Annotated in this window: 24 protein-coding genes and 1 other annotated feature (1 of these 25 only partly in view); of the genes, 5 read left to right on the plus strand and 19 right to left on the minus strand. The window is 47.7% G+C overall.

All coding sequences use genetic code 11. The features are described from left to right. Nucleotides 1-96: 96 nt before the first annotated feature. The 5 genes from ntdP to NSS95_RS12450 form a co-directional block, all read right to left on the minus strand. Nucleotides 97-627: a nucleoside tri-diphosphate phosphatase gene (gene ntdP / locus NSS95_RS12430; RefSeq protein ID WP_014097372.1), complete on the minus strand. Its 531-nt coding sequence runs from the start codon at nucleotides 625-627 to the stop codon at nucleotides 97-99. A 154-nt stretch (nucleotides 628-781) separates the two neighbouring features. Then, on the minus strand, nucleotides 782-1,036 hold the full coding sequence (locus tag NSS95_RS12435; protein ID WP_014097371.1) for a YgaB family protein: 255 nt from the start codon (nucleotides 1,034-1,036) through the stop codon (nucleotides 782-784). 146 nt (nucleotides 1,037-1,182) lie between these two features. Continuing rightward, on the minus strand, nucleotides 1,183-1,413 hold the full coding sequence (locus NSS95_RS12440) for a gamma-type small acid-soluble spore protein (protein ID WP_035189998.1): 231 nt from the start codon (nucleotides 1,411-1,413) through the stop codon (nucleotides 1,183-1,185). A gap of 95 nt (nucleotides 1,414-1,508) precedes the next feature. Further along, nucleotides 1,509-2,258, minus strand: a complete 750-nt coding sequence (gene fabL / locus NSS95_RS12445) for an enoyl-[acyl-carrier-protein] reductase FabL (RefSeq protein ID WP_014097369.1) — start codon at nucleotides 2,256-2,258, stop codon at nucleotides 1,509-1,511. Between the two features lie 282 nt (nucleotides 2,259-2,540). Next, nucleotides 2,541-3,446, minus strand: a complete 906-nt coding sequence (locus NSS95_RS12450; protein WP_211161880.1) for a LysR family transcriptional regulator — start codon at nucleotides 3,444-3,446, stop codon at nucleotides 2,541-2,543. A gap of 133 nt (nucleotides 3,447-3,579) precedes the next feature. Between NSS95_RS12450 and gltB the strand changes: the two genes are divergently transcribed. After that, nucleotides 3,580-8,142 carry a glutamate synthase large subunit gene (gene gltB, locus NSS95_RS12455; RefSeq protein ID WP_104851548.1) on the plus strand — a complete coding sequence of 1,521 codons (4,563 nt, stop codon included), beginning with the start codon at nucleotides 3,580-3,582 and terminating at the stop codon, nucleotides 8,140-8,142. A 304-nt stretch (nucleotides 8,143-8,446) separates the two neighbouring features. Further along, complete coding sequence (locus tag NSS95_RS12460) at nucleotides 8,447-9,904, plus strand: glutamate synthase subunit beta (RefSeq protein ID WP_104851549.1); 1,458 nt, start codon at nucleotides 8,447-8,449, stop codon at nucleotides 9,902-9,904. Between the two features lie 131 nt (nucleotides 9,905-10,035). On the opposite strand, the gene NSS95_RS12465 is transcribed toward NSS95_RS12460, so the two are convergent. The 5 genes from NSS95_RS12465 to NSS95_RS12485 form a co-directional block, all read right to left on the minus strand. After that, a complete protein-coding gene (locus NSS95_RS12465) occupies nucleotides 10,036-10,344 on the minus strand; it encodes a YfzA family protein (protein WP_328229188.1) in 309 nt (102 codons plus the stop codon). A 34-nt stretch (nucleotides 10,345-10,378) separates the two neighbouring features. After that, a complete protein-coding gene (locus NSS95_RS12470) occupies nucleotides 10,379-11,017 on the minus strand; it encodes an ABC-2 transporter permease (protein WP_104851550.1) in 639 nt (212 codons plus the stop codon). Beyond that, nucleotides 10,995-11,870: an ABC transporter ATP-binding protein gene (locus NSS95_RS12475; protein ID WP_104851551.1), complete on the minus strand. Its 876-nt coding sequence runs from the start codon at nucleotides 11,868-11,870 to the stop codon at nucleotides 10,995-10,997. The genes NSS95_RS12470 and NSS95_RS12475 overlap by 23 nt, the downstream gene beginning before the upstream one ends. 330 nt (nucleotides 11,871-12,200) lie before the next feature. Next, entirely contained in the window at nucleotides 12,201-12,359 is a 159-nt protein-coding gene (locus NSS95_RS12480) for a small, acid-soluble spore protein K (RefSeq protein WP_014097362.1), read from the minus strand. An 86-nt stretch (nucleotides 12,360-12,445) separates the two neighbouring features. Beyond that, on the minus strand, nucleotides 12,446-13,426 hold the full coding sequence (locus tag NSS95_RS12485) for a metal-dependent hydrolase (RefSeq protein WP_014097361.1): 981 nt from the start codon (nucleotides 13,424-13,426) through the stop codon (nucleotides 12,446-12,448). A 178-nt stretch (nucleotides 13,427-13,604) separates the two neighbouring features. Between NSS95_RS12485 and mutY the strand changes: the two genes are divergently transcribed. Further along, nucleotides 13,605-14,723, plus strand: a complete 1,119-nt coding sequence (mutY, locus tag NSS95_RS12490; RefSeq protein ID WP_340713922.1) for an A/G-specific adenine glycosylase — start codon at nucleotides 13,605-13,607, stop codon at nucleotides 14,721-14,723. 1,832 nt (nucleotides 14,724-16,555) lie between these two features. Here the strand turns inward: mutY and NSS95_RS12495 are convergent. Both NSS95_RS12495 and recX read right to left on the minus strand, forming a co-directional pair. Next, nucleotides 16,556-16,873: a YfhH family protein gene (locus NSS95_RS12495; protein ID WP_035183866.1), complete on the minus strand. Its 318-nt coding sequence runs from the start codon at nucleotides 16,871-16,873 to the stop codon at nucleotides 16,556-16,558. Beyond that, on the minus strand, nucleotides 16,854-17,669 hold the full coding sequence (gene recX / locus NSS95_RS12500; RefSeq protein ID WP_014097358.1) for a recombination regulator RecX: 816 nt from the start codon (nucleotides 17,667-17,669) through the stop codon (nucleotides 16,854-16,856). The genes NSS95_RS12495 and recX overlap by 20 nt, the downstream gene beginning before the upstream one ends. Before the next feature lie 86 nt (nucleotides 17,670-17,755). Here recX and NSS95_RS12505 point away from each other — a divergent pair, with 86 nt between their 5' ends. Both NSS95_RS12505 and NSS95_RS12510 read left to right on the plus strand, forming a co-directional pair. Further along, nucleotides 17,756-17,878 (plus strand): YfhE family protein, encoded by a 123-nt coding sequence (locus NSS95_RS12505; protein ID WP_014097357.1) that lies wholly within the window; start codon nucleotides 17,756-17,758, stop codon nucleotides 17,876-17,878. A gap of 146 nt (nucleotides 17,879-18,024) precedes the next feature. Next, a complete protein-coding gene (locus NSS95_RS12510) occupies nucleotides 18,025-18,207 on the plus strand; it encodes a YfhD family protein (protein WP_017551419.1) in 183 nt (60 codons plus the stop codon). A 258-nt stretch (nucleotides 18,208-18,465) separates the two neighbouring features. On the opposite strand, the gene trpA is transcribed toward NSS95_RS12510, so the two are convergent. The 7 genes from trpA to trpE are packed head-to-tail and all read right to left on the minus strand — an operon-like array spanning nucleotide 18,466 to nucleotide 25,097. Further along, nucleotides 18,466-19,257 carry a tryptophan synthase subunit alpha gene (gene trpA / locus NSS95_RS12515; RefSeq protein ID WP_340713923.1) on the minus strand — a complete coding sequence of 264 codons (792 nt, stop codon included), beginning with the start codon at nucleotides 19,255-19,257 and terminating at the stop codon, nucleotides 18,466-18,468. After that, nucleotides 19,250-19,525, minus strand: a complete 276-nt coding sequence (locus NSS95_RS12520) for a hypothetical protein (RefSeq protein WP_340713924.1) — start codon at nucleotides 19,523-19,525, stop codon at nucleotides 19,250-19,252. Before NSS95_RS12520 ends, trpA begins: the two co-directional genes overlap by 8 nt. Beyond that, nucleotides 19,518-20,723, minus strand: a complete 1,206-nt coding sequence (trpB, locus tag NSS95_RS12525) for a tryptophan synthase subunit beta (protein WP_104851555.1) — start codon at nucleotides 20,721-20,723, stop codon at nucleotides 19,518-19,520. Before trpB ends, NSS95_RS12520 begins: the two co-directional genes overlap by 8 nt. Next, the gene (gene trpCF / locus NSS95_RS12530) at nucleotides 20,701-22,125 is read right to left on the minus strand and encodes a bifunctional indole-3-glycerol-phosphate synthase TrpC/phosphoribosylanthranilate isomerase TrpF (RefSeq protein ID WP_035190606.1); all 1,425 of its coding nucleotides are present in this window, start codon (nucleotides 22,123-22,125) and stop codon (nucleotides 20,701-20,703) included. Before trpCF ends, trpB begins: the two co-directional genes overlap by 23 nt. Continuing rightward, nucleotides 22,126-23,151, minus strand: coding sequence for an anthranilate phosphoribosyltransferase (trpD, locus tag NSS95_RS12535; RefSeq protein ID WP_026684891.1), 1,026 nt, complete (start codon nucleotides 23,149-23,151; stop codon nucleotides 22,126-22,128). Further along, nucleotides 23,135-23,734 carry an anthranilate synthase component II gene (locus NSS95_RS12540; RefSeq protein ID WP_340713925.1) on the minus strand — a complete coding sequence of 200 codons (600 nt, stop codon included), beginning with the start codon at nucleotides 23,732-23,734 and terminating at the stop codon, nucleotides 23,135-23,137. Before NSS95_RS12540 ends, trpD begins: the two co-directional genes overlap by 17 nt. Further along, nucleotides 23,715-25,097: an anthranilate synthase component I gene (gene trpE, locus NSS95_RS12545; protein WP_340713926.1), complete on the minus strand. Its 1,383-nt coding sequence runs from the start codon at nucleotides 25,095-25,097 to the stop codon at nucleotides 23,715-23,717. The genes NSS95_RS12540 and trpE overlap by 20 nt, the downstream gene beginning before the upstream one ends. A gap of 153 nt (nucleotides 25,098-25,250) precedes the next feature. Then, nucleotides 25,251-25,453 (minus strand) — a binding site (T-box leader) (it continues 46 nt past the right edge of the window).

The raw sequence follows: 25,453 nt of genomic DNA on the forward strand, positions 1-25,453 counted from the left end.
TGCACCTCCTAAAGCAAACAAAACGCACCATTTATTTCCCTTATTTTTCAAATTTACGCATACAAAAAACCTGTTGGCGTTCAACAGGCGGTTTGCTTAACGCAAATAGGTCAGGTAGCGTTCGTACCAAATATCAATAAAATCGGGGCTGAACGGTCCCTTCCGCTGCCGGATCCAGTGAATGAGAATGTCCACGTTTCGCTTTAAAATATGGTCGATGACATCGGGATAGCCCATTTTTTTGCGATGGTATTCATATTCATCCTCATCCAGCAAAGTAAACGTCATATCCGGATAGACTTTGATGTCGAGATCATAATCAATATATTTTAACGCTTCACTGTCGTAAACAAACGGCGACCCCAAGTTACAATAGTAGTAGACGCCGTCTTCACGGATCATGCCGATAATATTGAACCAGTGGTCGGCATGGAAGTAGCAAATTGCAGGTTCTCTCGTAATCCATGTCCTGCCGTCCGATTCGGTTACCAAAGTCCGGTCGTTTCCCCCGATCACCAGGCTTTTCGTGCCCTTCAAAACGGTTGTTTCTTCCCATATCCGGTGAATATGGCCGTTATGCTTATAGCTTTGAATTTGGATTTTATCACCTTCTGCCGGGATTCCCATCATCTCATGCCCACTTTCATGATTGTTTATATGTAAACCTGTGCCCACTATGTGCCGGAATAAAACTTATGTAATCAATCGATCTGTTTTCTATCTATTATAACGGTTTCTGAACGCGATTAAAACTAAACAATCCTATTTGAAATAGGATTGTTTATGTGCAAATTTTTGAACTGTGGTAAACTCGGATCAGTTCAACCGTCTGCGATTCAAAAACTTTTTCAATTTCCTGCAATTCTTTATTCATTCGGCCGATTTCATCAAGGATATCTTCCGCCATTGTTTCTTCCTGCAACTTCAATAGTTCGCTTTTCACTTCGTTGCATCTCTCCATTTCCGATTGCAAAAACAGCAGCCTATCCATCGTGTCCATTTGCTGTGCGACAAGCCGATTAAATTCTTCCATCAAAGTTTTTTACCCCCTAAAGGATGAATTGAACTTTTCATTTACACATATTCTCGATGGGAGGGCAAAATCCTTTGACTTCTTTTGTCGAACACCGCAGCCATAGAAAGAAAAAAGAGGCCCCCGTTCGGGAAACCTCTTTCTATCGGTTATTGCTGGCCAAATTGTCCGGCGTTTTGCGATTTTTTCGCTTCAGCTTTCTGGTTTTGTTTTCTTACTTCCTGTGCGTTCGTTTCGCTTGCGAATTCAGAACCGAAAGAACCTTGGCCGGAAGCAGACTTCGCGTTTTGCTTTCTTACTTCCTGCGCATTCGTTTCGCTGGCAAATTCAGAACCAAAATTTCCTTTGGCAGCCTTATTGAAGTTGTTGTTGTTTGCCATCGTTATCACCTCCACGGGTATTAATGTAACCAGAGGTGCAACGATTTATCCTTCTCATAAAAACTGGAAAATAAAGGAACTCGAGATTGGCGTACTCAACTTAAAAGAAGCGAGCGGCCGCCGTCCACGATTATCGTTTGGCCGCGGATCATAAATGCCTCATCCGAAATTAAAAAGCGTACGGCGTTCACCATATCCTCGACCTCGACCATTCTTCCTGCCGGCGTATGTTTCCGCGCGTCTTCCAGCAGTACTTCGCGGTTCGGGAAAGACTTGAGCGCATCCGTATTGAGGACCCCGCCCGAAACTGCATTCACGCAAATACTCGGCGCCAGCTCAACTGCCAAATAGCGGGTTAAAGCTTCAAGCGCTGCTTTCGACACACCGACCGCCGTATAATTTTCGATATAGCGGATCGAACCAAGCGAACTGAGGCTCACAATTTTCCCCCCGCCGTTTTCTTCCATGAGTTTAGCGGCTTCCTGCGCACAAAACAGGAGTGCCCTGCTGTTAATATTCATCGTCCAGTCCCAATGGCGGTCTTCCAGCTCCATTGCCGGGCGTTCGACACCTGAAGCGGCATTATTGACAAGCACATCCAGCCTGCCGTATGTATCCCGGATTTGTGCGAACATTTCTTTTATTTTTTTCACGTCCCCGACATTTGCTTTAATCAGAAGCGCTTTTTGCCCCATTTTTTCAATTTCCGCGGCCACTTCTTCGGCTTTGGAACGGCTGCGCGCATAATTGATGACCAGATCATAGCCGTCCTTTGCTAGATCAAGCGCAATCGCCCGGCCCAGCCCCTTGCTTGACCCGGTTACAAGTGCTACCTTATTTGCCAATGTTTCCACCTTCTCCGTTTTCTTATGATTTTTTGCAACGCTCTCCCTTTTTCAAAAAGCCGTCGTAACATTCCTGCTCTTTAACACCCGAGCCTAAAACGGCCGGAATGCGATATTTTTTACGCCTTCGTTTACAGAAACGGCGACTGTTCCTTGTTCCTGTATCCGCATCTCAGAACTAATTCAAATACCGCGGTCATGCGCACGCCTGCCTAAAAGCCCGGTTTACGGCGACTGTCCCTTGTTCCGGAACCGGTTCAGATTGCGCGACGCTCCGCAAGCTTATCTTTGGAACCGGTTCAGTCTGTCATAAAATGATGTCAAAAATGTATAAAGGGCTTTTTCTGAAGCCGCCATTTCCCTTTTTTTCGGGATCATCACACCGACCGGGCGCATCAGTTCCATATCGCTGATTTCCGCTTTTACGATTTCTTCAGACAGATTAAATAATAGCGCAGGCTCAGGCAGAATTGCAACACCCGTTCCGCTTGCAACAAGGCCTTTAATCGTTTCCATGTCCTCGCCTTCAAATGCAATCGCAGGCTCAAAACCGGACTTCCGGCAGGCGGAGAAAAGAATTTCTCGAATCGAAAAACCTTCCCGGAATGTAATGAAGCGTTCGTTTTTCAGCTGGGCGAGCCGAATCATTTCCTGCCCGGAAAGCGGGTGGTCGCGGCGGAAAAGTAACATGAGCTTTTCCATGTATAAAATTTCCCCGCTTACGGCAGGATGGTCATCCGGCACAGGGGAAGCAAGCGCCAACTCAAGTTCCCCGTTTTCAATCAACCGGATTAAATAACCGGGCGTCCCTTGCACAAACTGGTACTCGAGGCCGGGATGTTTTTCGCGAAACTGTGCCAACAGGGAAGAAAAAGTCTGGACCGATAACCCGGTTGAAAAACCGAGGCGGACCGTCCCGTTATCCGGATCGAGAAATTCATGCATTCTTTGCTTCGCTTTATCAATTTCGAGCACAACTTTTTCAGCGTGTTCCAAAAAAACTTTTCCGATCGGCGTCAGCCTGACATTTCTTCCTTCACGCCAAAAAAGGGAAACGCCAAGCTCGGCTTCCAAAAGGGAAATTTGCCGGCTGATGGCAGATTGGGCGACATGCAGCTCATCTGCAGCGTTTGTCACATGCTCCCTTTTTGCGACTTCAATAAAATAAATCAGCTGTCTTAACTCCATGCGAATCACACCATTCTCAATTTGAGATTAATTTCATCTTAACTATATATTGTAAGAAAGAGTCACAAGAGGGTAAAATTTAAAATAATCTTACTTTTCGGACTCGACCTGATGATGGAAGGAATGTGAAGCAATGAATAATCAACATTATGGACTTTACCGACCTGAATTTGAACATGATGCATGCGGCATCGGCTTTTACGCGGACATCAAGGGCCGCGCGTCTCATAAGATCATCACCACTGCTTTGGAAATGCTGAGAAGGCTGGACCACCGCGCCGGTAAAAATGCCGACGGGACAACGAGCGACGGCGCCGGTATTTCGATGCAAATCCCGCACGCGTTTTTTGAGGCCGTATGCTCCTTCACCCTTCCAAAAAAAGGGGAGTATGCAGTGGGGATGCTTTTTCTGCCGCATGATCCGGATGCTGCGGAGGAAATTCTGAATGAATTCCGCATCCAGGCTGCATCACTCGGCCTTTCAGTACCCGGTGTCCGTGAAGTTCCGGTAAACCCGGAAGTTCTTGGGCGCCAGGCGGAAGAATCGCGGCCGCACATCGTTCAGATTTTCGTTTCTTCTTCAAACGATAACACGGAAGAAGCAGTTTTTCAAAGAAATATCTATATATTGCGGAAACTGGTTGAGAACAAATTCGGTTCCTCTTTTTATGCCGCCAGTTTTTCGAACCGGACAATTGTATATAAAGGCATGCTTTCGGCAGAACAGCTCCCTCTGTTCTACACCGATCTGCAGGACGAACGGTTTCAATCGGCCCTTGCGCTGATCCACTCGCGGTTCAGCACCAATACGTTCCCGAGCTGGGAGCGGGCCCACCCGAACCGGATGATCGCCCATAACGGGGAGATCAACACCATCAAAGGGAACGTCAACTGGTTCAATGCAAAAATCGAATTGTTTGCAAACGAACTGGACCTTGACACATTGAAAAAAATCCAGCCTGTGATCAACGCAGACGGTTCGGATTCGGCGATTTTTGACAATGTCCTTGAATTTTTAACAACAAACGGCATCTCCCTTCCGCACGCGATCATGATGATGGTGCCGGAGCCGTGGGAAGACAACGAAGACCTGCCGCCTTACTTAAAATCATTTTATGAATACCACAGCCAGATTATGGAACCGTGGGACGGACCGATGGCGCTCGAGTTTACGAACGGAAAGCAGATCGGGGCGGTACTTGACAGAAACGGCTTGCGCCCGGCCCGTTACTACATTACCCATGATGATAAAATCATTTTTGCCTCCGAAGTCGGCGTCGTCGATGTGGAACCGGAAAACGTCAAAGAACGGCGTCATTTAAAACCGGGGCAGCTTTTGTTCGTGGATCTTGAAAAAGGTGTCCTTATCCCAAGCGATGAACTAAAAGCACAGGTCAGCCTTGAAAAACCGTATGCCGAGCATCTCGAAGATTCAGTGATAGACCTTGAAGAAAGCCATTTTATCCCGGCTGCATCCAGTCTTGAAGAAAATGAATTGGCTTATCGGCAGACATTATTCGGCTACACTTATGAAGAATGCACAAAGTCCATCGTGCCAATGGCGCAGGAAAAGAATGAACCGATCGGGGCAATGGGCGTCGATACACCGATTGCAGTTTTATCGGAGCGCCCGCAGCTTTTGTTCCATTATTTCAAACAAAGCTTCTCGCAGGTCACGAACCCCCCGATTGATTCCATTCGCGAATCATACGTTATATCTACGGTTACCTGGCTCGGCCCGCAAGTATCGCTTGACGGTCATGACGATACCGCCCATAAAAAAATCCGGCTAGAACACCCGTTTTTAAGCACGGACAAATTTAACGCCATTTTAAACCAGGGAATGAAAACCGCTTTTCTTCCCGCGTACTATTCGCCGGATATCACCCTTGAAGAGGCGCTGGAACAATTGCTCAAGGAAGCGGACGAAAAAATCAGGGAAGGCGCGGAAATTTTAATCCTTTCCGACCGTGCGCAAGGGCATCGTGCCGTGCCGATTCCTTCCCTGCTTGCCGTATCAGCCCTGCACCAGCATATGATCCGCTTGGGCACAAGGCCGAAAGCAAGTATCGTGCTGGATTCCGGAGAACCGCGGGATTCACATCATATGGCCGCTCTTTTAGGTTACGGTGCCGATGCGGTACACCCGTATCTCGCGCTTGAAACGATTCAAAATTTAATCGACGAAGGGCATATTGATCTGCCGTATAAAAAAGCAAGTGAAAACTATTTAAGCACACTAAAGAAAAGCGTCGTCAAAATCATGTCGAAAGTCGGAATTACGACGATGCAAAGCTATCGCGGGGCGCAAACATTTGAAGCGCTCGGCATTGCAGAAAGCGTCTGCGACCGCTATTTTACCGGCACTGTCTCGCAGCTTGGCGGGATCGGGCTCGCAGAAATCGGCCAAGAATCATTGAAACGTTATAAAAAAGCACAGGAATTGCTTTTCCAGCACAACAAAGCGCTTGATCCGGGAAGCGAGCTGCAATGGCGGAAAGACGGCGAGTATCATTTGTTCAACCCGCAAATGATGTACACTTTGCAGCAGGCAGCCAGAACGAACAACAAGGAACTGTACCGCAAATTTTCTGAAACGTACCACCACGGGCCATACGCCACGATCCGGAGCCTGCTGGCAATCGAGAGCAACCGGAAACCTGTCCCGCTTGATGAAGTGGAACCGGTCGAATCGATTTGGAAAAGGTTTAAAACCGGCGCGATGTCGTACGGGGCATTAAGCAAAGAAGCGCACGAAGCACTCGCGATTGCGATGAACCGCATCGGCGGAAAAAGCAACAGCGGCGAGGGTGGCGAAGAAAAAGAACGTTACACGCCTGATGCGAACGGGGATTCAAGACGGAGCGCCATTAAACAGGTGGCATCCGGCCGTTTCGGCGTCACCAGCCTGTATTTAACAGATGCGGATGAAATCCAAATTAAAATGGCCCAGGGTGCGAAACCGGGCGAAGGCGGCCAGCTTCCAGGCTCGAAAGTTTATCCGTGGATTGCTGAAGTTCGTGGCTCCACTCCGGGCGTGGGTTTGATCTCGCCTCCTCCGCACCATGATATTTACTCGATTGAAGACTTGGCGCAGCTGATTTACGATTTAAAAAGCGCCAATCCGCGCGCCCGTATTTCGGTGAAACTGGTGGCAAAGTCAGGCGTTGGGACAATCGCGGCCGGTGTCGCAAAAGGCCTGGCCGACACGATATTAATCAGCGGCCATGACGGCGGTACCGGGGCGAGCCCGCAAACGAGCATCAAACATGCCGGCATGCCGTGGGAACTCGGCCTTGCGGAAACCCATCAGACGCTGACGTTGAACGGCTTGCGTAACCGTGTTGTCCTTGAAACAGACGGGAAACTGATGACCGGCCGGGATGTCGTCATCGCCGCCTGTCTCGGCGCCGAAGAATTCGGATTTTCCACTGCGCCACTTGTTGTGCTTGGCTGTATCATGATGCGTGCCTGTCATCTTGATACTTGCCCGGTCGGCGTGGCCACCCAAAATCCGAAGCTGCGCGCCAAATTCATGGGCAAACCGGAATATGTTGTTAACTATATGCGGTTCATCGCAGAAGAAGTCCGCGAAATCTTGGCTGAATGCGGCTACCGCAGCCTCGATGAACTTGTCGGCGAAACAGGTTTGCTGAAAGTGAAAGATGAGGTTAAAAACCATTGGAAAGCAAAACAGCTTCATTTCGATAAATTATTGTTTAAAGCGGATGAAACACCGTTTGCTGTGCAAGGCAAAACAGTTCAAAACCATAAACTGGAAGAACGCTTTGACAGCCGTGAATTGAACCATTTATCCGTATCCGTCCGAAACAGGCAGAAAACAGCGGTCACCTTGCCTGTGCGCAATACGGACCGGGCAATCGGCACCACTTTGGGCCATATCATTACAAAAACATACGGTGACGAAGGGCTTCCGGAAGATTTTATCCACATTCATCTGCACGGTTCAGCAGGGCAAAGCCTCGGTGCCTTTATCCCGAAAGGCCTGACACTGAACCTTGAAGGAGATGCCAATGACTACGTTGGAAAAGGATTATCGGGTGGAAAAATCGTTGTGAAGCCGGGGGCCGGATGGATTCGGGACGAAGAACAGGCCATCATCGGAAACATCGCCTTTTTCGGGGCCACATCGGGCGAAGCATATATCCGCGGAACGGCCGGCCAGCGTTTCTGTGTCCGTAACAGCGGCGTACATGCCGTTGTCGAAGGCATCGGAGACCACGGCTGCGAATATATGACCGGCGGACGCGTTGCCGTGCTCGGTTCGATCGGCAAAAACTTTGCGGCCGGGATGTCCGGCGGGATTGCCTACATTTATACCGGGGCAATGGGCGAAGATGAAGTTTTGGCGCGGATTAACCAAGAACTTGTCAGCATTGAAGGTGTTGATGCTGATGAAGATATGCGTGAACTTTATCATATGATCCAGAAACATTATCAATACACCGGCAGCCCTGTTGCCAAACGGATTTTGAAAAATTGGGAGCTGTCCCTGCATCAGTTTGTCAAGATCGTTCCACGCGAATATAAAGCGATGATGGAACTCATCCAGTACTTCCTGGATCAGCAAATGCCGCTTGATGAAGCCAGGCTTGCCGCTTTTGAATATAAAAAATCCGGAAAGCACCTGCCGGAAATTGAAAAAGAAAAAGCTTTTCCGACAGAAGTAAAGTAGACGGGTAAATCCATCCGGGCGCTTCCGGATGGATTTACAGGATTGTATGTGGGATAGATTAAAACACTGTTTCGTAAAGAAAACGGAGACCTATCATACTTCCGGCAGCAGCCGGATAAGAAGCACAAAGATGGCTGTTTTTTTTAAGAAAAAAAAGGCATCCCACGCAAGACGGAAATTTTTCCGGAAACAAACCGGAATGTACTCCGTGGGCCATTATTGTTTATCCAAAACAGAAACCTGAAATCGTACGACATCTATATCCCTCCGGCAGCGGCCGGGTGATTTGTGAGGAGTGTGAGACATGCGCGGAACGACAGATTTTATTGAACAGAAACGCGAAAAACCGAAAGAACTGGATGCCGCAAAGCGGGTGGCTACTTGGAAAGAATACGTGCAGCCTTTCCCGGAAGCAAAATTGAGGACACAGGCATCCCGCTGCATGGAGTGCGGCACCCCCTTCTGCCAGATGGGAGAACTGATCGGCAGGCAAACGAGCGGCTGCCCTTTATATAATTTAATTCCGGAATGGAACACCCTTGCCGCCCAGGGAAAATGGGAAGAAGCCTACCAGCGTCTCCTTTTAACCAATAATTTCCCTGAATTTACATCCCGCGCCTGCCCGGCACCATGTGAAGGCTCGTGCACAGCCGGGCTGGTCAGTGAACCTGTCACCATTAAAAGCATTGAAAGAGCCATCATTGACCGTGCCTGGGAAGAAGGCTGGATCAAACCGAGAATACCGCTGAAACGAAACGGCTTAAAAGCAGCCGTTGTCGGAAGCGGACCCGCCGGATTGACGGCAGCTGACGATTTAAACCAGGCGGGATACGATGTGACCGTCTTTGAGAAAGAAGACCGTTTTGGCGGGCTGCTCATGTACGGCATTCCGAATATGAAAATTGAAAAACAGTATGTAGAGCGCAGAGTAGACCTGTTGCAGGCAGAAGGGATCACGTTCAAAGCCAATACCGAAATTGGTAAAGACATCACGCTTGATGAACTCGAGTCTGCGTTTGACGCCGTCCTGCTTTGCATCGGTGCAGAAAAACAACGTGACATGGACATCCCGGGGCGCGATTTAAAAGGCATCTACCCGGCGATGGAATATTTGAAAGCCAATACGAAACACCTGCTTGACCATGGGGAAAACGGCGAACCGCAAATTTCAGCAAAAGGAAAAAAAGTGATTGTCATTGGCGGCGGCGATACCGGCGCGGACTGTGTGGCAACCGCGATCCGGCAAGGGTGCAAGAGCGTCGTACAGTTCGGAAAACACGGAGAACTGCCGAAAGAACGCCCGGAACACGAACCATGGCCTGTGAACCCTTCCCTGTTTACGTTAGATTATGCATATGAAGAATCATTTAAGGTGTTCGGGGAAGATCCGCGGCAATACTATATTCAAACCACCGCATTTCACGGCAATGAGAACGGCGAAGTAACAGGCCTCGTCACCGTGCCGTTTTCGGATCATCTGGGAGCGGAACAGCAAGTATGGGAAGCGGATCTTGTGCTCATCGCCATCGGATTCCAAGGTGTCGATGATTCCAAATCAGCCGGCATCGAACTTCAAAACGGGCTGATTCAAACCTTACCTGGAAGTTTCCGGACAAACCGGGAAGGCATTTTTGCCGCCGGCGATGCGAAACGCGGCGCAAGCCTGATTGTCTGGGCCATGCAGGAAGGCAAAAAAGCAGCAAAAGAAATAGACCTGTATCTCTCTCAAAAAGACAAAGCGGCCGGCCAGCCGTCTGCATAAAAAACGGCCCAAAGCTTTTTGAAAAAGCTTTGGGCTTTTTTTTGCGTTGCACGATGCCTTTATGGCTTGCGGTTCGTCCTTTTTTATCATGGTGAAGGTGGCACTTCATAAATCCGGTTTAATATGAACACTCATTGGGAGTAGCTGTGGCGCTTGGGCAACATTCTAATAAGACCATCTATGATTAAAATAGCCCCCCATATAACAAATATTAAGTTAAATTGCGGACTTTTATAAATTTGAAGCCAGTCATAAATCGGGCTTATTGCGGATACAGACCATTTTCCATAATCATTCAAGTTGAAAATATTTTTTGACGCGGAAACATTGTCAAAGATAAAGAAAACAAGCTGTGCAACGACAAATATCAAAAGATGAATATACCAACCGTACCGTTTTTTGGCTGCTTTCGCATGCCCATTTTTAACTGCTTTCGCCATTCTGCTTTCCCCTCCTTCTTTCCCCTTTAAACTATCAAAATTCTTTTTTTCGGTAGATGATCACCGAGGTAGCGTATGAGAGAATGAATAAAAAAATGGATACCAATAAGAAACTTAAAGAAAAAATCTCCTCAGCTCCCTTCATTTCCCCTATAAACACTTTCATCAAAAAGGATATGAAAAAGAACATTACAAAGGCGAAACCTATACTCCCCATTGTAATCATATCTGATTTTTCTATTCCAAATATATATGTCAGTGGATATACTAAAGAGGCAGCACAAAACATCATTCCCATACCCCGTAATCCAATGTTAAAAAAATCATCCATAACGGTTGGTGAGATAAAAATACTTGCACAATAAAACAAAGCGAAAGTTAATAACAAACTCGTGAACACTAAAAGCAAGAATGTGATAAACTTACTTTGAATAATTTTGCTTTTTTTCAACGGAAGCGTGATTTCAAATTTATTCCAACCCGACATACTATCCTGTTTTAATACTTCAAATGCATTCATGGGTATAATTAAAAATGGTAATAATACAGCGATCTTCAACGCCGTGGGATTTCCACTTATAATAAGCGGAATGATAGCTGCTGTAGATATAAGCAATGAAAATTTAACACTTTTATCTATAGAATATAAATTATTTAAAATGAGTCCTTTCATAATTTTCTCCTTTCATTAATAATAAGGTAATATCATCAATGGAAAAATTCTTTTTATGAAATTTTGCAGGCAGCTCATTTTTATTTGAAACAAGCACATCCACATAATCTGTTTGGTTTTTATATGCAATAATGCCATTTAAACGCAAGTCATTTAACTCATGCTCTTTACATTGTATGATCGCATAGTTATTTAAAAGGTCATTCTTACTTGTTTTTAACACAATTTCACCTTTTTTTATGAAAACCAGGGTATCCGCAACCTTTTCAATATCACTGGTGATATGGGATGATAACAAAATAGCACCTTTCTGATCTCTTACAAATTTTAGCAGTGCTTCTAATACGTCTTCCCTTCCCACAGGATCTAGCCCTGATGTCGCTTCGTCTAATATTAACAATCTCGCACCATGTGAAAGAGCAACAGCGATCGAGAGCTTCATGGCCATTCCCCGAGAAAAACTATTTATTTTTTGCTTTTTAGGCAGCGAAAAAAGTTCAATATAATTAAAATATTCTTGGTTATCCCAATTATGATAAAGATAGCGAAATACTTTCGATAACTTTATCACATCCAAATTACCGGAAAAATTCATGGCATCATACACTACGCCAATGTGATTGTTGATTTCTTTTTTGGCTTCAGCTATTCTCTCTCCAAAAATTTTTATGCTTCCGCTATCGATATGTAACGTTTGCAGGATTGCCCCCATTGTGGATGTTTTCCCCGCGCCATTTTCACCAATAAATCCTGTAATGGATCCATAGGGTACGGAGAAAGATATGTTCTTTAAAGCGAAGCGGGACTTGGAGAATGACTTGCACAACCCTTCAATTTCTAAAGCATATTCCAAAGTTACCCCTCCTCCAATCACAAAAAACGCGCTATTTTTTCCAATAATCATTATAGCAACAATTCTTCATATTTTCCAGCAAGCTTTCCATCATTATTTATTGATAATGCAAAAATTGAGATTATTGTGATGATCATCTATGTTGTAGCATACAGCGGAGGTAAAATGATGATGACCGCCTGTAACCGGCCAAAAAAATGAATAAATTTTCTTCCTCTGAGAGAACGATCTCTATTCGTACCATTACCTGCCTTGCTCTTAAAAGAAACCATTTTTATTCCTGCCGATGAAAATATAAGAGCTGCCGGTGTAATCCAGCAGCCCTTTCTGTTATGACTCGCCGCGGCGGCCGGATGCGTGCATGCGTTCTTGCGGGTGCGTGTTGGTTGTGCCGTCCGCGCGTTTCGAAGCATATTCAGCTTTTGCCCGCGGTTTGCCTTCATATACATTGTCATGATGGTACGGGAAACCTTTTTCTTTATTCCGCATGTTAACGCCCTCCTTAACAAAATAACCGGTGGGGAATGGCCCCCGCACCGGTTATTTTGCGCGTTTTCAGATGTAAAATCCGATCCTTATCTTGGTACAACATCAAGTTTTTTCTTTAGCTTTTTCTTATTAAAAATCCATCCGGTGTAAGAACCGGTTATTTCCAGATCTTCATTCAATTTCACAACAGCAACAAACGGATAATGCCCGTTTTTCCGGTAGCGGAGGTCGGTAAAACGGACCTCCCAGCCGTTATCAAGTTCTTTGACCTGCCAGTTATAGACAGGGGAAAAACTTAAGAAAGCTGACAAATTTTTATCCTGCTTTGCCGCTTCAATAATTTCATTTTCCGGTACCGGAAGCCGTTTGAATTTGTCCAGAATGGTGACCGCCGACTTAAATGCGGATGCAACATAGTAGGCATCTTTCGTTCTTACGGCAATCTTCCATTGGTGAAAACGGACAGTCGGGGAAATAATGATATTTTCCGCATCCGGAATCCTGGCCAGGACGGCTTTTTTTACATCGTGACGTGCCGCGAATCTGGCGATATAATATAAAAATATGAAGATGTACATGGCCAGGAAAGTTGGCCCCGGTTGTGCCCCGAACAGCCAGGCGGCAATGCCGATCACATGGATGGTGAAAATGAACGGGTCAAATGTATTGATCACGCCGAGCGCGACCCATTTATATGAGAACGGCCGCAATGCCTGTGTCCCGTACGCATTAAAGATATCGACGAACACATGCAAAAAAACAGCCAAAAAAGACCAAAGCCATAAATGAAGCGCATCCGTTCCAGGGAAAAAGATGCTGAGCACAGCTGTAATGGCAAGCGGCCACAGCAAGACGGCGGGAACAGAATGTGTAATGCCGCGGTGGTTGCGAATATAAACCGCATTATTTTTAAATTTAAGCAAAGTATCGATGTCTGGTGCCTGTGAACCTAAAACCGTGGCAATGAGAACGCTGTGAAAATGAACCGCATCTTGTGCGACCACAGGGTCCAACGTTGCCAAACCTCCAAGTGCAAATCCCATAACAACATGGGTTCCTGTATCCAATCTTATTCCTCCTAAAAATGGTTCTGGCTCCTTATTAAAGCGCTTATTTCTTTCATATGCCTTCATCATATGGTAAATTAAAAAGAATTGCAATAGACAGAAGCGGTCAATTCAGGATTTCCTGATTGTATTTTTCCCGTTTATAAAATGTATAGCAATCATTTGGGGGAGTTAAACATTGAAAAATTTGCCAATCGACGACTTTGATATAAAATCTTTTCAAGATGATCTGATTTCCTGGTTTGAAAGGGAACAGCGGAAACTTCCGTGGCGGGAGGACCGTGACCCGTATAAAATTTGGGTATCGGAAATCATGCTGCAACAGACAAGGGTGGACACCGTCATCCCCTATTTCCGGCGTTTTATGGAAAAATTCCCGACAATTGAAGCGCTGGCGGATGCCAGTGAAGATGAAGTGCTAAAAGCGTGGGAAGGACTCGGCTACTATTCGCGCGTCCGGAATTTGCACGCTGCTGTAAAAGAAGTGGAGGAACATTACGGCGGCACGGTTCCGGACACGCCGGAGGAGGTATCGAAGCTAAAAGGCGTAGGGCCATATACGGCCGGTGCGATTTTAAGCATTGCATACGGCCTGCCGGAACCGGCTGTGGACGGCAATGTGATGCGGGTGCTGGCAAGAATTTTATCCATATGGGAAGACATTGCAAAGCCTTCTGCAAGAAAGGTTTTTGAAGAAGTCGTCCGCAAGCTGATTTCCCGGGAGAATCCGTCTTTTTTTAATCAGGCTTTAATGGAACTCGGGGCGCTCGTTTGCACACCAAAATCGCCGTCATGCCTGCTTTGCCCGGTCCGGGAGCATTGCCGGGCGTTTAGAGAGGGAACCATTGATGAGCTGCCTGTGAAATCAAAAGGGAAAAAGCAGAAACAGATCCGGCTTCAGGCAGCCGTTTTGGAAGATGAAGACGGGCGCATTTTGATCCATAAGCGTCCGGATAAAGGGCTGCTTGCAAATATGTGGGAATTTGTACAAGTGGAAGAAAGCACCGTTTTGCCGGCAAGACAGGTGCTGAAGGACTATCTTGGAGATGTTTTTAAAATTGAAGCAGCGCTTGAAACCGAACATTTTACGGAAATACGCCATGTTTTCACCCATTTAATTTGGGATATCCGGGTATACCACGGGAAAATTTTAAATCAGGTACAGGAAACGAATGAATTAAAATGCGTGCCTCCTAGGGAGATTGAAACGTTTGCATTTCCTGTGCCCCATCAAAAAATTTGGAAAGCCTTCCGGGAACAGGTGAAAAGCGAAAAGGTGAAGGACATCAAAGGATAGGCTTCGTTTCAAAATGTCTTTCATCACCAGGATGAAAGACAAAAAGGGGCGGACCGCGGGATGAAATGTCTTTCATAACTAGGATGAAGAACAAAAGGGAACGCACCCCAAGCTGAAATGTCTTTCATAAACAGGATGAAGGACAAAAGGAGACGCACCCCAAGCTGAAATGTCCTTCATAAACGGGATGAAAGACAAAAGGGAACGAACCGCGGGATGAAATGTCCTTCATAAACGGGATGAAGGACAAAAAGGGGCGAACTGCAAGCTGAAATGTCCTTCATAAACGGGATGAAAGACAAAAGGAGGCGATCCGCGGGATGAAATGTCCTTCATAACTGGGATGAAGGACAAAAGGGAACGAACCGCGGGATGAAATGTCCTTCATAAACGGGATGAAGGACAAAAAGGGGCGAACTGCAAGCTGAAATGTCCTTCATAAACAGGATGAAGGACAAAAGGGGACGATCCGCGGGATGAAATGTCTTTCATAACAGGGATGAAGGACAAAAGGAGACGCACCCCAAGCTGAAATGTCCTTCATAAACACGATGAAGGACAAAAGGGGACGATCCGCGGGATGAAATGTCTTTCATAACAGGGATGAAGGACAAAAGGAGACGCACCCCAAGCTGAAATGTCCTTCATAAACACGATGAAGGACAAATGGAGACGATCCGCGGAATGAAATGTCTTTCATAAACAGGATGAAAGACAAAAGGAGGCGAATCCATTGTCTTTTTGAACCTCAGTAAAAGACATTTCAACATGGGACGGGCATGCTTTTGTCTTTTTGCGCCTTTGTAAAAGACATTTCAACCAGCATCGTGCACCCTTTTGTCCTTTTAAACCTCTATAAAAGACATTTCAACCGGCCACGTGCACCCTTTTGTCCTTTTGAACCTCTGTAAAAGACATTTCAACCGGCCACATGCACCCTTTTGTCCTTTTGAACCTCTGTAAAAGACATTTCAACCGGCCACATGCACCCTTTTGTCCTTTTAAACCTCTATAAAAGACATTTCGACCGGCATCGTGCACCCTTTTGTCCTTTTGTGCCCCTATAAAAAAGACATTTCGACCGGCATCGTGCACCCTTTTGTCCTTTTGAACCCTTGTAAAAGACATTTCAACCGGCAACGTGTCCCCTTTTGTCCTTTTGCGCCATTGTAAAAGACATTTCGACCGGCCACGTGTCCCCTTTTGTCCTTTTGCGCCCCTCTAAAAGACATTTCAACCAGCTTCGTGCACCCTTTTGTCCTTTTGAACCTCTGTAAAAGACATTTCAACCGGCCACATGCACCCTTTTGTCCTTTTGTGCCCCTATAAAAAAGACATTTCGACCGGCATCGTGCACCCTTTTGTCCTTTTGAACCTCTGTAAAAGACATTTCGACCGGCCACGTGTCCCCTTTTGTCCTTTTGCGCCCCTCTAAAAGACATTTCAACCAGCTTCGTGCACCCTTTTGTCCTTTTGAGCCTCTATAAAAGACATTTCAACCAGCTTCGTGCACCCTTTTGTCCTTTTGAGCCTCTATAAAAGACATTTCAACCGGCCACGTGTCCCCTTTTGTCCTTTTGAGCCTCTATAAAAGACATTTCAACCGGCCACATGCCCCCTTTTGTCCTTTTGAACCCTTGTAAAAGACATTTCAACCGGCAACGTGTCCCCTTTTGTCCTTTTGCACCTTTGTAAAAGACATTTCAACCAGCATCGTGCACCACTTTTGTCCTTTTGAGCCCTATAAAAGACATTCCGACTGGCAACGTGCACCCCTTTTGAACCCCTATAAAAAACATGTCAACCCGCGACAAATCCGTCCTAACTTTCATTCAATCCACCTGTTTTAGCATCGAAATCGGGAGGGCTTCGATCGGTTTGCCCCCGCTAACCCGGTAACCCCAGGCAAAGACGCCGTCAATATAATCAATTTTAAAATAGACGCCGGGGTCTCCTTCAATTTCATAAATTTCCCCTTTTTGAAAAGAAGCCGGGTCCAGCAAATACGACTTTGCCATCGCAATTTTCCGCTCAAGCACGGCAAACTCATTCACAATACCAAGTTGTTCGGCCTTGCGCGCTTTTTCCGTCAATTGTGCAATTTCCTGCTTTAACTCATACTCGCTCATTTCACTGTATCTTTTTTCCATCTCCATCCTCCTCTTCTCGCAAGTAGCGGTCTATTAAATCAACCGGGAACCCTTTCCGGTATAAAAACTGCTTCATTTTTTGCCTGTATGCATATCCCGAAAGTCTACCGTATTTGCGCTTTGCTTTTTCAGCGTGCTGAAGAAGGGCTTCCCACTCCGCTTCTTCATCCTTTTCAATATGAAGCGCCGCCATCGCAGCGGAAATCACTTCAGGTGGATAACCTTTTACGACAAGCCCCTGCTCCACTTTTTGCTTTAAAAGCTTCTCTGACAACCGGGCATGCTGCCTGGACAGTTTTTCCGCAAGGGCAAGGGCGTGTTCCACTTGCTGATCCGCATCAAAAATTTCAAGCGCCTTTTTCACAAGCTCTGGTGCAATGCCTTTTTGCTGGAGTTCCCTTCTAATGACAACAGGCCCTTTATGTGTTGTATTCATTTGTGTTCGTACAAAACTTGCGGCAAATTCCGCATCATCCAAATACTGCAATTCATAAAGCTTTGATATGACACTCCGGATGACTTCCGGCGCAAATTCCTTTTTTATCAAATCATCACGTACTTCTTTTTCCGACCGCATCCGGTAGGAAAGAAAATGGATAGCGGTGTTGACGCCTTTCCGGATATCATCTTCGGCAAGGATCGCTTCAATATCAAGCTCATCCAATTCCTTCCCTTTTAAAAGCTGGTACCGTGCCAGCACTTCTTCATCAACACTGAACCGGTACTGTCCATCAAGAAAAATATTGTAACGTTCTTTATTGTTTTTTTGAACTGAGATTTTTGTAATGACCGGCACATGCATACCTCCCTTGTCTATTTTACCATTGAAAGTGTAGAAAGCGATATGACCGGGAACAATAATCCAAAAAGGAGGTTTTACGAATGCCGAAAGATAAAAAAGTTCAGACGAAAAGCACATTAAGAAGCATGCAGGAAGTGACTTACCAGCGTGAATTTAAAAAAGCCGACCGGGCCGGAGGATACACGGACAGCGGACGCAAATAATTACCTGTTTAAGAAGAACTTACGCTAGTGGGAATGGCAATATCTGCATACTTTTGGCACAAATAATTACCTGTTTAAGAAAAACCTTTTACGCAAAAAGTAGTTTTGCGGGGGCAACCGCAAACTGCTTGAAAGGGGTTTTTTAAATGGGCCGCGGACATCAGCATAAAACACGCGATAAAAATAAAGCAACATTGCCGCAAGTACCGAAGAACATGAAAATAGACGGGAAAGACATTGAATATTCGAGGGAACTCGCAGATGGGGAAGATTTGGAAGCACAAGCCCGTTCCGACGCTGCGGCAAAAAGAGCGAAAAACAGTCGGTAAAATAAAACGGGAGGCCTTTCCATGAGGCTCCCGTTTTTTGTGGATGATGTGCATAAACCTTTCAATACCTTTATTCCCAATATGATTTGATGTGCATAAATTTGTGCACATTTTTTGTGTATAAAATGTGGATATTGTGGATAACCAGAAAAATCCCTTTTCTTTACCAGTTCAAGATGTGTATAACCCTGTGGAAACTCAACTGGAGCACGGACGACCGTGTGCGTAAACCGTTTCGGCGCGTGCGTACAGGCATTTTTACAGCTGGTTTGGTGCTGCTTGTTGCTTTGCGCTTTCCACAAGCGCGCGGATTTTTTCCGTTTCCCCGTGCTGGAAGAGCTCGATGATTTTGCTCCCGGCCACCACGCCGCTGCAGTAACGGGTTAAACGGCGGACCTGCTCCGGGCTGGAAACGCCAAAGCCGGCAAGAACAGGCACCCGGCTGATGCTTGATAAGAAATCCAGGTAATCCTCGATATTGTCGTGAAAATTTGTACGGGTGCCGGTTGTACCGGTGACCGTGACAGCATACAGAAACCCATCTGAACGGGAGGCGATTTCCTCAAGCCGGTCTTTCGGGCTTGTAATGGCAGCCAGCCGGATGAGCGCCAGGCCGCATTTTGCCAGTTCTCCGGCAATTTCCTCTTCTTCCTCGATGGGCAAATCTGGAATAATCAGTCCGTCAACACCGGCATTCGCGCAGTCTGCTGCAAATTTTTCCAGCCCGTAGGCAAAAACCGGGTTGAAATACGTCATGAGAATAATCGGAACTTGCCTTGGATGGGCTTTTAAATGGTCCAGCACTTTTTTCATTGTCGTACCTGCCTTAAAAGCGCGGAGTCCTGCCGCCTGGATGACCGGGCCGTCTGCGACCGGGTCGGAAAACGGAATGCCAAGTTCAATTGCCGTTGCCCCGCAAGCTTCTAAAAACGCAAGCCTTTTCTCCGTCTCTTCCATTCCGCCGTCCCCTGCCATAATATAAGGGACAAACGCTTGATCACCGCGTGCAAGAACCGTTTCAAACTGTCCTTCCAATTTTTGTTTACCCATTGTTTTCCCCTCCAAACAAGCGGCTGACCGCTCCTTCATCTTTGTCCCTGCGCTCCAAGAGGCTAGCAGCAATCGTTTTTGCCGATTGCAGCGCAAAACTGCTACCATGTGTGCTTTCCAGGGCCGGAATTTCACCTATTCCAAACAAGCGGCTGACCGCTCCTCCATCTTTGTCCCCGTGCCCCAAGAGGCTAGCAGCAATCGTTTTTGCCGATTGCAGCGCAAAACTGTTGCCATGTGTACTTTCCAGTGCCGAAATTTCACCCATTGTTTTCCCCTCCAAGCAAGTGGCTGACTGCTTCTACATCTTTGTCTCCACGTCCTGACAGGCAAACGGCGATCGTTTCGTCTTTTCCCATTGTTTTTGCCAGTTTCAGCGCAAAACTGATGGCATGTGCGCTTTCCAGTGCCGGGATAATGCCTTCTGTCCTCGAAAGCAGCCGGAATGCATCCAACGCTTCTTCATCGTTCACGGACGTATACGTAACCCGGCCCGTTTCTTTTAAATAGCTGTGTTCCGGCCCGACTCCTGGATAATCAAGCCCGGCCGATACCGAATAAGCTTCCTGGATTTGCCCGTCGTCATTTTGCAGCAGATATGTTTTCATGCCGTGAAGCACGCCGAGTTTGCCGTCGCTTAAAGACGCCGCGTGCTTTCCTGTTCCAAGGCCGGCGCCGCCCGCTTCCACGCCGAACAATTTTACGGACTTATCTTCCACAAACGGATAAAACATGCCGATCGAATTGCTGCCGCCGCCGACACAGGCGACAACTGCATCGGGAAGTTTGCCTGTCTGTTCTACAATCTGTTTTTTCGTTTCTTTCCCAATCACACTTTGGAAATCGCGGACAATTTGCGGAAACGGATGCGGGCCGACTGCTGAACCCATAATATAGTGCGTGTCTTCCACATGGGCAACCCAGTAGCGGAGTGCCTCATTGACCGCATCCTTCAATGTGCCGCTGCCCTGCGCCACACTTTTGACCTTTGCGCCGAGCAATTCCATTCTGAATACATTGAGCTTTTGCCGGCGGATATCTTCTTCCCCCATAAAAATCATGCATTCAAGGCCGAGCAGCGCGCACACAGTTGCAGTTGCCACCCCGTGCTGGCCGGCGCCCGTTTCGGCAACGACTTTCTTTTTTCCCATTCTAAGCGTAAGCAGCGCCTGGCCGACTGTGTTGTTGATTTTATGTGCCCCCGTATGATTCAAATCTTCGCGTTTCAGGAAAATTTTCGGGCCGCCGCCAAGCTTTGTTAAGTTTTCTGCAAAATAAAGCGGGGTTTCACGACCGACATATTGCTTCAGCAGTTTCTCCAATTCCGCATGAAAAGCCGGATCGTTCATGGCTTCATGATAAGCTTGCTCGAGTTCTTTAACAGCTGGCATCAAGGTTTCCGGGACGAATCTCCCCCCGAAAGTCCCGAAACGGCCGTTTGTATCAGGCAGTTTGTATGTTTGCATTATCGTCACGCTCCTCTAATTTTTGAAATGCTTTTCTTGCTGCTTGCACAAAGGTTTTGATTTTATCCGGGTCTTTTTCCCCGTTTGTCTCCACCCCGCTTGAAACGTCGACGATATGCGGCCGGGCGGAAAGAATCGCGGCTTCGACATTTTCCGGTGTGAGCCCGCCGGCAAGCACCACCGCCCGCTCATCCGATAGCGCCTTTGCCAATTCCCAGTCAAACGCCTTTCCGTTACCGCCGCGATATTTTCCGCCGGCGCTGTCCAAAAGCACCAGATCGCACCGGTAATCGTGTATCGCTTCGAGATCAGCATCTGTCCTTACCGGGAAAGCCTTGATTACCGGATAAGGGATTTGCGCGACGTCTTCTGCTGTTTCATCACCGTGCAGCTGCAGGTAATCGAGCCCGGCCCGCTCTGCAATTTCCGCCATTTTTTCAGGCGATTCATTGACGAATACGCCCACTTTTTCGATAGAATCCGGCAACGCTTCTGCAATCTGTGCTGCTTTTTCCGGTGTAATCTTCCGTTTGCTTTCGGCAAATACAAAGCCGATCATGTCCGCCCCTGCAGAGACAGCCGCTCGGGCCGCTTCAAGCGTGCGAATGCCGCAAACCTTGACTTTCCGTTTCTCCGGGAGACCGGTCAGTCTTTTTATTGCCGTTTCCGGGTCGTTTGCACGCATCAGCGTTTCCCCGACTAAAATCCCTTTTGCCCCGGCATGTTCAGCGCGAACGACATCTTTCCGGGTGCGGATGCCGCTTTCACTAATCACAAGCACATCCGGATTTGAGATTTTTGGCGCGAGCTTTTTGGCAACGCCGAGATCAACGTCAAACGTCTTTAAATTGCGGTTGTTGATGCCGATAATCCGGGCCCCTGTTTCCACAGCGGTTTCCAGTTCCGCTTCATTGTGCACTTCAAGCAGCACTTCAAGGCCGGCGCCCCGGGCATAATCGTACAGCTGACGGAGCCTTTCGGGGGAAAGAGCCGCTGCGATCAGGAGAATTACGCTTGCACCATATGCTTTTGCCCGGTCGATCTGAATTTCGTCGATGATAAAATCTTTGCAGAGAACCGGAAGCCGGACTGCATCGCTTACGGCTTTCAAATCTTCCACCGATCCTTTAAAAAAGATTTCATCCGTTAAAACGGAAATGGCGCCGGCGCCTGCTTTTTCGTAGGCAAGCGCCTGCCGGATGGGATCCACGCCCGTTCGGATATCCCCTTTTGATGGGGAGGCCCGTTTGATTTCAGCAATGATGCTTGTTTTTTCGGCCTGCATAAATGTTTCATAAAGAGAAGGGGCTTTGCGCGCGTTTGGGGCAAAAGCCTTTCCTGCAGCTTTGATACGGGCCACTTCTTTTTCTTTTTCGGCTAAAATCTTTTCTAAAAATGCCATTTAAATCGCCTCCTGCGTGAGTTTCCGGCTCGCTTCAATGAGCGCGTGCAGTTTTTCAAGTGCCGCGCCCGATTCGATTGCCTGCTCCGCAATCCGGATCCCTTCTTTTACCGTCTCTGCCCGCCCTGCAGCAAAGAGCGCAAGCCCGGCATTGAAGAGCACCGTATCACGATAAGCACCTTTTTCTCCCTTCAATACTGACAGCAAAATATCGCTGTTTTTTTGTGCATCGCCGCCGCGGATCGCTTCAAGCGGGTAATACGGCAAACCGACTTCTTCCGGCGTCAGCGTAAACGTGGTAATTTTCCCGCCGTCGAGCAGCGCAAAATGGTTTTCCCCCGATAAAGATGCTTCATCAAGATAGCCGGCGCCATTGACAACGAGCGCGCGTTTTCTGCCAAGGCGGCCGAGTACTTCTGCCATCGTCCTGAGCATATCGCGCCGGTAAAGCCCAAGCAGTTGTGTTTCCAGGTTCATCGGGTTTGTGAGCGGGCCGATCAGGTTAAAAATCGTCGGGATCCGCAAATCTTTCCGGATTTTCATCATTTTTCCGAGGGCCGGATGGACATTCGGGGCAAACAGGAAGACGATGCCGATTTCTCTCAGCAAGCCTTCAATTTCTTCCGCCGGGAAAGACAAGGAAATCCCGAGTTTTTCAAGGACATCGGCGCTTCCGGTCTGGCTTGAGACGCTGCGGTTGCCATGTTTGGCGACCTTCACGCCGCTTGCCGCCAGCACAAACGCGGAGGTCGAGCTAATATTAAAACTGTGGCTGCCGTCCCCGCCCGTCCCGCAGTTGTCCATCAGTCCGGGAACGCTGCACGGAACCGGCACGGCTTTTTCACGGATCACTTCGACCAGCCCGGCAATTTCTTCCGCCGTTTCGCCTTTGCATTTCAAGACGGCCAAAAATGCGCCCATCTCCCCTTCTGTCACTTCATCTGAAAACAGTGCGCGGGATGCTTCCCGCATTTCTTCAAACGTCAGCCCTTCTTGTGCCAAAATTTTTTCAAGATACGGTTTCAACTTTCTCATCCTTTCTGATTTCGCGTAAAAAATTTTCAAGCATCTGTTTGCCGGTTTCCGTCCCGATCGACTCGGGATGAAACTGGACGCCGAAGCATGGGGCGGATTGATGTTGAATGGCCATGATTTCGCCGTCATCAAGAGATTCGGCAACCACTTCCAGGACTTCCGGGATCTTTGTCCGGTCCATGACAAGCGAGTGGTAGCGCATCACTTCGACCGGATCCGGCAGGCCGCTGAAAATTCCTTTCCCCTCATGGCGCACAAGCGAAGTTTTGCCATGCTTGATTTCTTTTGCTTTTGTGATCCCTCCCCCGAATGCCGCGGCGATTGCCTGATGGCCGAGGCAGACGCCGAGCAGCGGGATTTGCCGGTAAAATGTTTTAACGACTTCAATGGAAATGCCGGCATTTTCCGGCACCCCGGGCCCCGGCGAGAGGACAATCGCTTCCGGCTTGAGCCTTCTGATTTCATCCACGGTGATCCGGTCATTGCGGAACACCTTTACTTCCTCCCCAAGTTCGCATAAATACTGATACAAGTTGTAAGTAAAAGAGTCATAGTTATCGAGCAATAAAATCATGTGTCTGTACCTCCAGAATCGATCTCGCCTTGTTGAGCGTTTCTTCATATTCTTTTTCCGGATCGGAATCGTAGACAATGCCTGCGCCCGACTGCAAATAAGCGGTGTTGTCTTTAATCAGGAGCGAGCGGATGGCGAGCGCAAAGTCAATGTCGCCGTTCAGGTTGATATAGCCGACCGCTCCCGCGTACATGCCGCGCTTCAAGCTTTCCAGACTGTTGATGATTTGCATCGCGCGGATTTTCGGCGCACCTGATACCGTGCCGGCCGGGAGACAGGAGATGAGCGCGTCAATTCCGCTAAAACCGTCCCGCAATTTTCCTCGTACTTCCGAAACGATGTGCATCACATGCTGGAACCGCTCGACTTCCATATATTTTTGCACCCGGATGCTTCCGGGCTCGCACACCCGGCCGAGGTCGTTCCGGCTCAAATCAACGAGCATTTTATGTTCGGCAAGTTCTTTTTCATCGTGTAAAAGCTCGTTTTCAAGGCGCTCATCTTCTTCTAAGGCATTGGCGCGCGGGCGCGTTCCCGCAATCGGGTTCGTATATACCACACGCCCCTTCGTTTTGATCAGGCTTTCCGGCGATGCCCCGAGGACGACATAGCCGCCGAAGTCGAGATAAAACATATACGGGGACGGGTTCGCTTTCCTTAACTTCCGGTAAAAATAGAACGGGTCGTGTGAGAGCGTCCCTTTCATGCGCTGTGAGAGGACAACCTGGAAAATGTCCCCGTTTTCGATATGCTGTTTTGCGGTTTCGACCATCTTCATAAATGCCTGCTTTTGAATGGCCGGGGCAAAATCAACCGGGCCATAGTCGACAAATGGTTCTGCGCTCGTCTGCTGGCGAATCGCTTTTTCCATTGCCGCAAGATTTTTTTCTATTGCTTCTCCGTCTTCCCCGGTTGAAACAAGGTAGACGGTCTGGCTTTTATGGTCGTAAACAGCTATGTTTTGGTACAGCATCAAATGCAGATCCGGAATTCCTGTTTCATCTTCCGGCACATGGCCGATCTCTTCATACTGGCGGATGGCGTCATAGCCGATATAGCCGACCGCCCCGCCGTAAAACGGAAAAGGAAGCTGAATGCCAAGGCGCGGCAACAGATCTTTGACAAGATCGAGCGGCTTTCCTTTTTTTATTTCGCGCCTCCCCGTCACCCGGTCAATCACTTCCAGCTCATCATCCCGCCCGATGAACGCTTTTACCGGATCAGCCCCGATAAAAGAAAACCGGCCGTTGCTGTCATTTGGCAGCGAACTTTCGAACAAAAACTTGCATTTTCCTCTCAGCCTCGTAAAAATCATGACCGGCGTTAACACATCGCCGTTTAGCTTAACCATTTTGTATTGCATCCGTCCGCTCTCCTTTTTTATTGAAATGGCCACAAGCAAGTGGTTTTTCGCGCTCCGGCTGTATATCCTTCGCTTAACAGGCGGGTTCCGATTACAGATCCCGGTTCCCGGCTAAATAAAAAACGTCCTCTGCCCGCAGCTGTATGCTGCAGGACAGAGGACGTTTTCCAACGCGGTGCCACCTCTCTTGAAAGGATTTAAAACCTTTCCACTCATTCAGGTACGGAGCAAACCACTCTTTATACCCTATCCCTGTAACGGGGGAAGCCGTGTTTCCCTACTCACCGTTCAGGAAACCTCTCGTAAGCCCATTCTGCAAAGGCGGATCGTGCCGGACTCCCACCCGCGCCGGCTCT

The sequence above is a fragment of the Weizmannia sp. FSL K6-3076 genome, from assembly GCF_038007245.1.
Lineage (GTDB): Bacteria > Bacillota > Bacilli > Bacillales > Bacillaceae_C > Weizmannia > Weizmannia faecalis.

Bases quoted from the DNA above. Each gene is read 5' to 3' on its own strand.
- NSS95_RS12520 (WP_340713924.1), bottom strand. From the start codon at position 19,525: ATGGGTGAAATTTCGGCACTGGAAAGTACACATGGCAACAGTTTTGCG.
- trpB (WP_104851555.1), bottom strand. From the start codon at position 20,723: ATGCAAACATACAAACTGCCTGATACAAACGGCCGTTTCGGGACTTTC.
- trpCF (WP_035190606.1), bottom strand. From the start codon at position 22,125: ATGGCATTTTTAGAAAAGATTTTAGCCGAAAAAGAAAAAGAAGTGGCC.
- NSS95_RS12460 (WP_104851549.1), top strand. From the start codon at position 8,447: ATGCGCGGAACGACAGATTTTATTGAACAGAAACGCGAAAAACCGAAA.
- NSS95_RS12480 (WP_014097362.1), bottom strand. From the start codon at position 12,359: ATGCGGAATAAAGAAAAAGGTTTCCCGTACCATCATGACAATGTATAT.
- trpE (WP_340713926.1), bottom strand. From the start codon at position 25,097: ATGCAATACAAAATGGTTAAGCTAAACGGCGATGTGTTAACGCCGGTC.
- NSS95_RS12470 (WP_104851550.1), bottom strand. From the start codon at position 11,017: ATGAAAGGACTCATTTTAAATAATTTATATTCTATAGATAAAAGTGTT.
- gltB (WP_104851548.1), top strand. From the start codon at position 3,580: ATGAATAATCAACATTATGGACTTTACCGACCTGAATTTGAACATGAT.
- NSS95_RS12495 (WP_035183866.1), bottom strand. From the start codon at position 16,873: ATGGAAAAAAGATACAGTGAAATGAGCGAGTATGAGTTAAAGCAGGAA.
- NSS95_RS12510 (WP_017551419.1), top strand. From the start codon at position 18,025: ATGGGCCGCGGACATCAGCATAAAACACGCGATAAAAATAAAGCAACA.
- ntdP (WP_014097372.1), bottom strand. From the start codon at position 627: ATGGGAATCCCGGCAGAAGGTGATAAAATCCAAATTCAAAGCTATAAG.
- NSS95_RS12450 (WP_211161880.1), bottom strand. From the start codon at position 3,446: ATGGAGTTAAGACAGCTGATTTATTTTATTGAAGTCGCAAAAAGGGAG.
- NSS95_RS12505 (WP_014097357.1), top strand. From the start codon at position 17,756: ATGCCGAAAGATAAAAAAGTTCAGACGAAAAGCACATTAAGAAGCATG.
- trpA (WP_340713923.1), bottom strand. From the start codon at position 19,257: ATGGGTAAACAAAAATTGGAAGGACAGTTTGAAACGGTTCTTGCACGC.
- NSS95_RS12440 (WP_035189998.1), bottom strand. From the start codon at position 1,413: ATGGCAAACAACAACAACTTCAATAAGGCTGCCAAAGGAAATTTTGGT.
- NSS95_RS12465 (WP_328229188.1), bottom strand. From the start codon at position 10,344: ATGGCGAAAGCAGTTAAAAATGGGCATGCGAAAGCAGCCAAAAAACGG.
- NSS95_RS12540 (WP_340713925.1), bottom strand. From the start codon at position 23,734: ATGATTTTATTGCTCGATAACTATGACTCTTTTACTTACAACTTGTAT.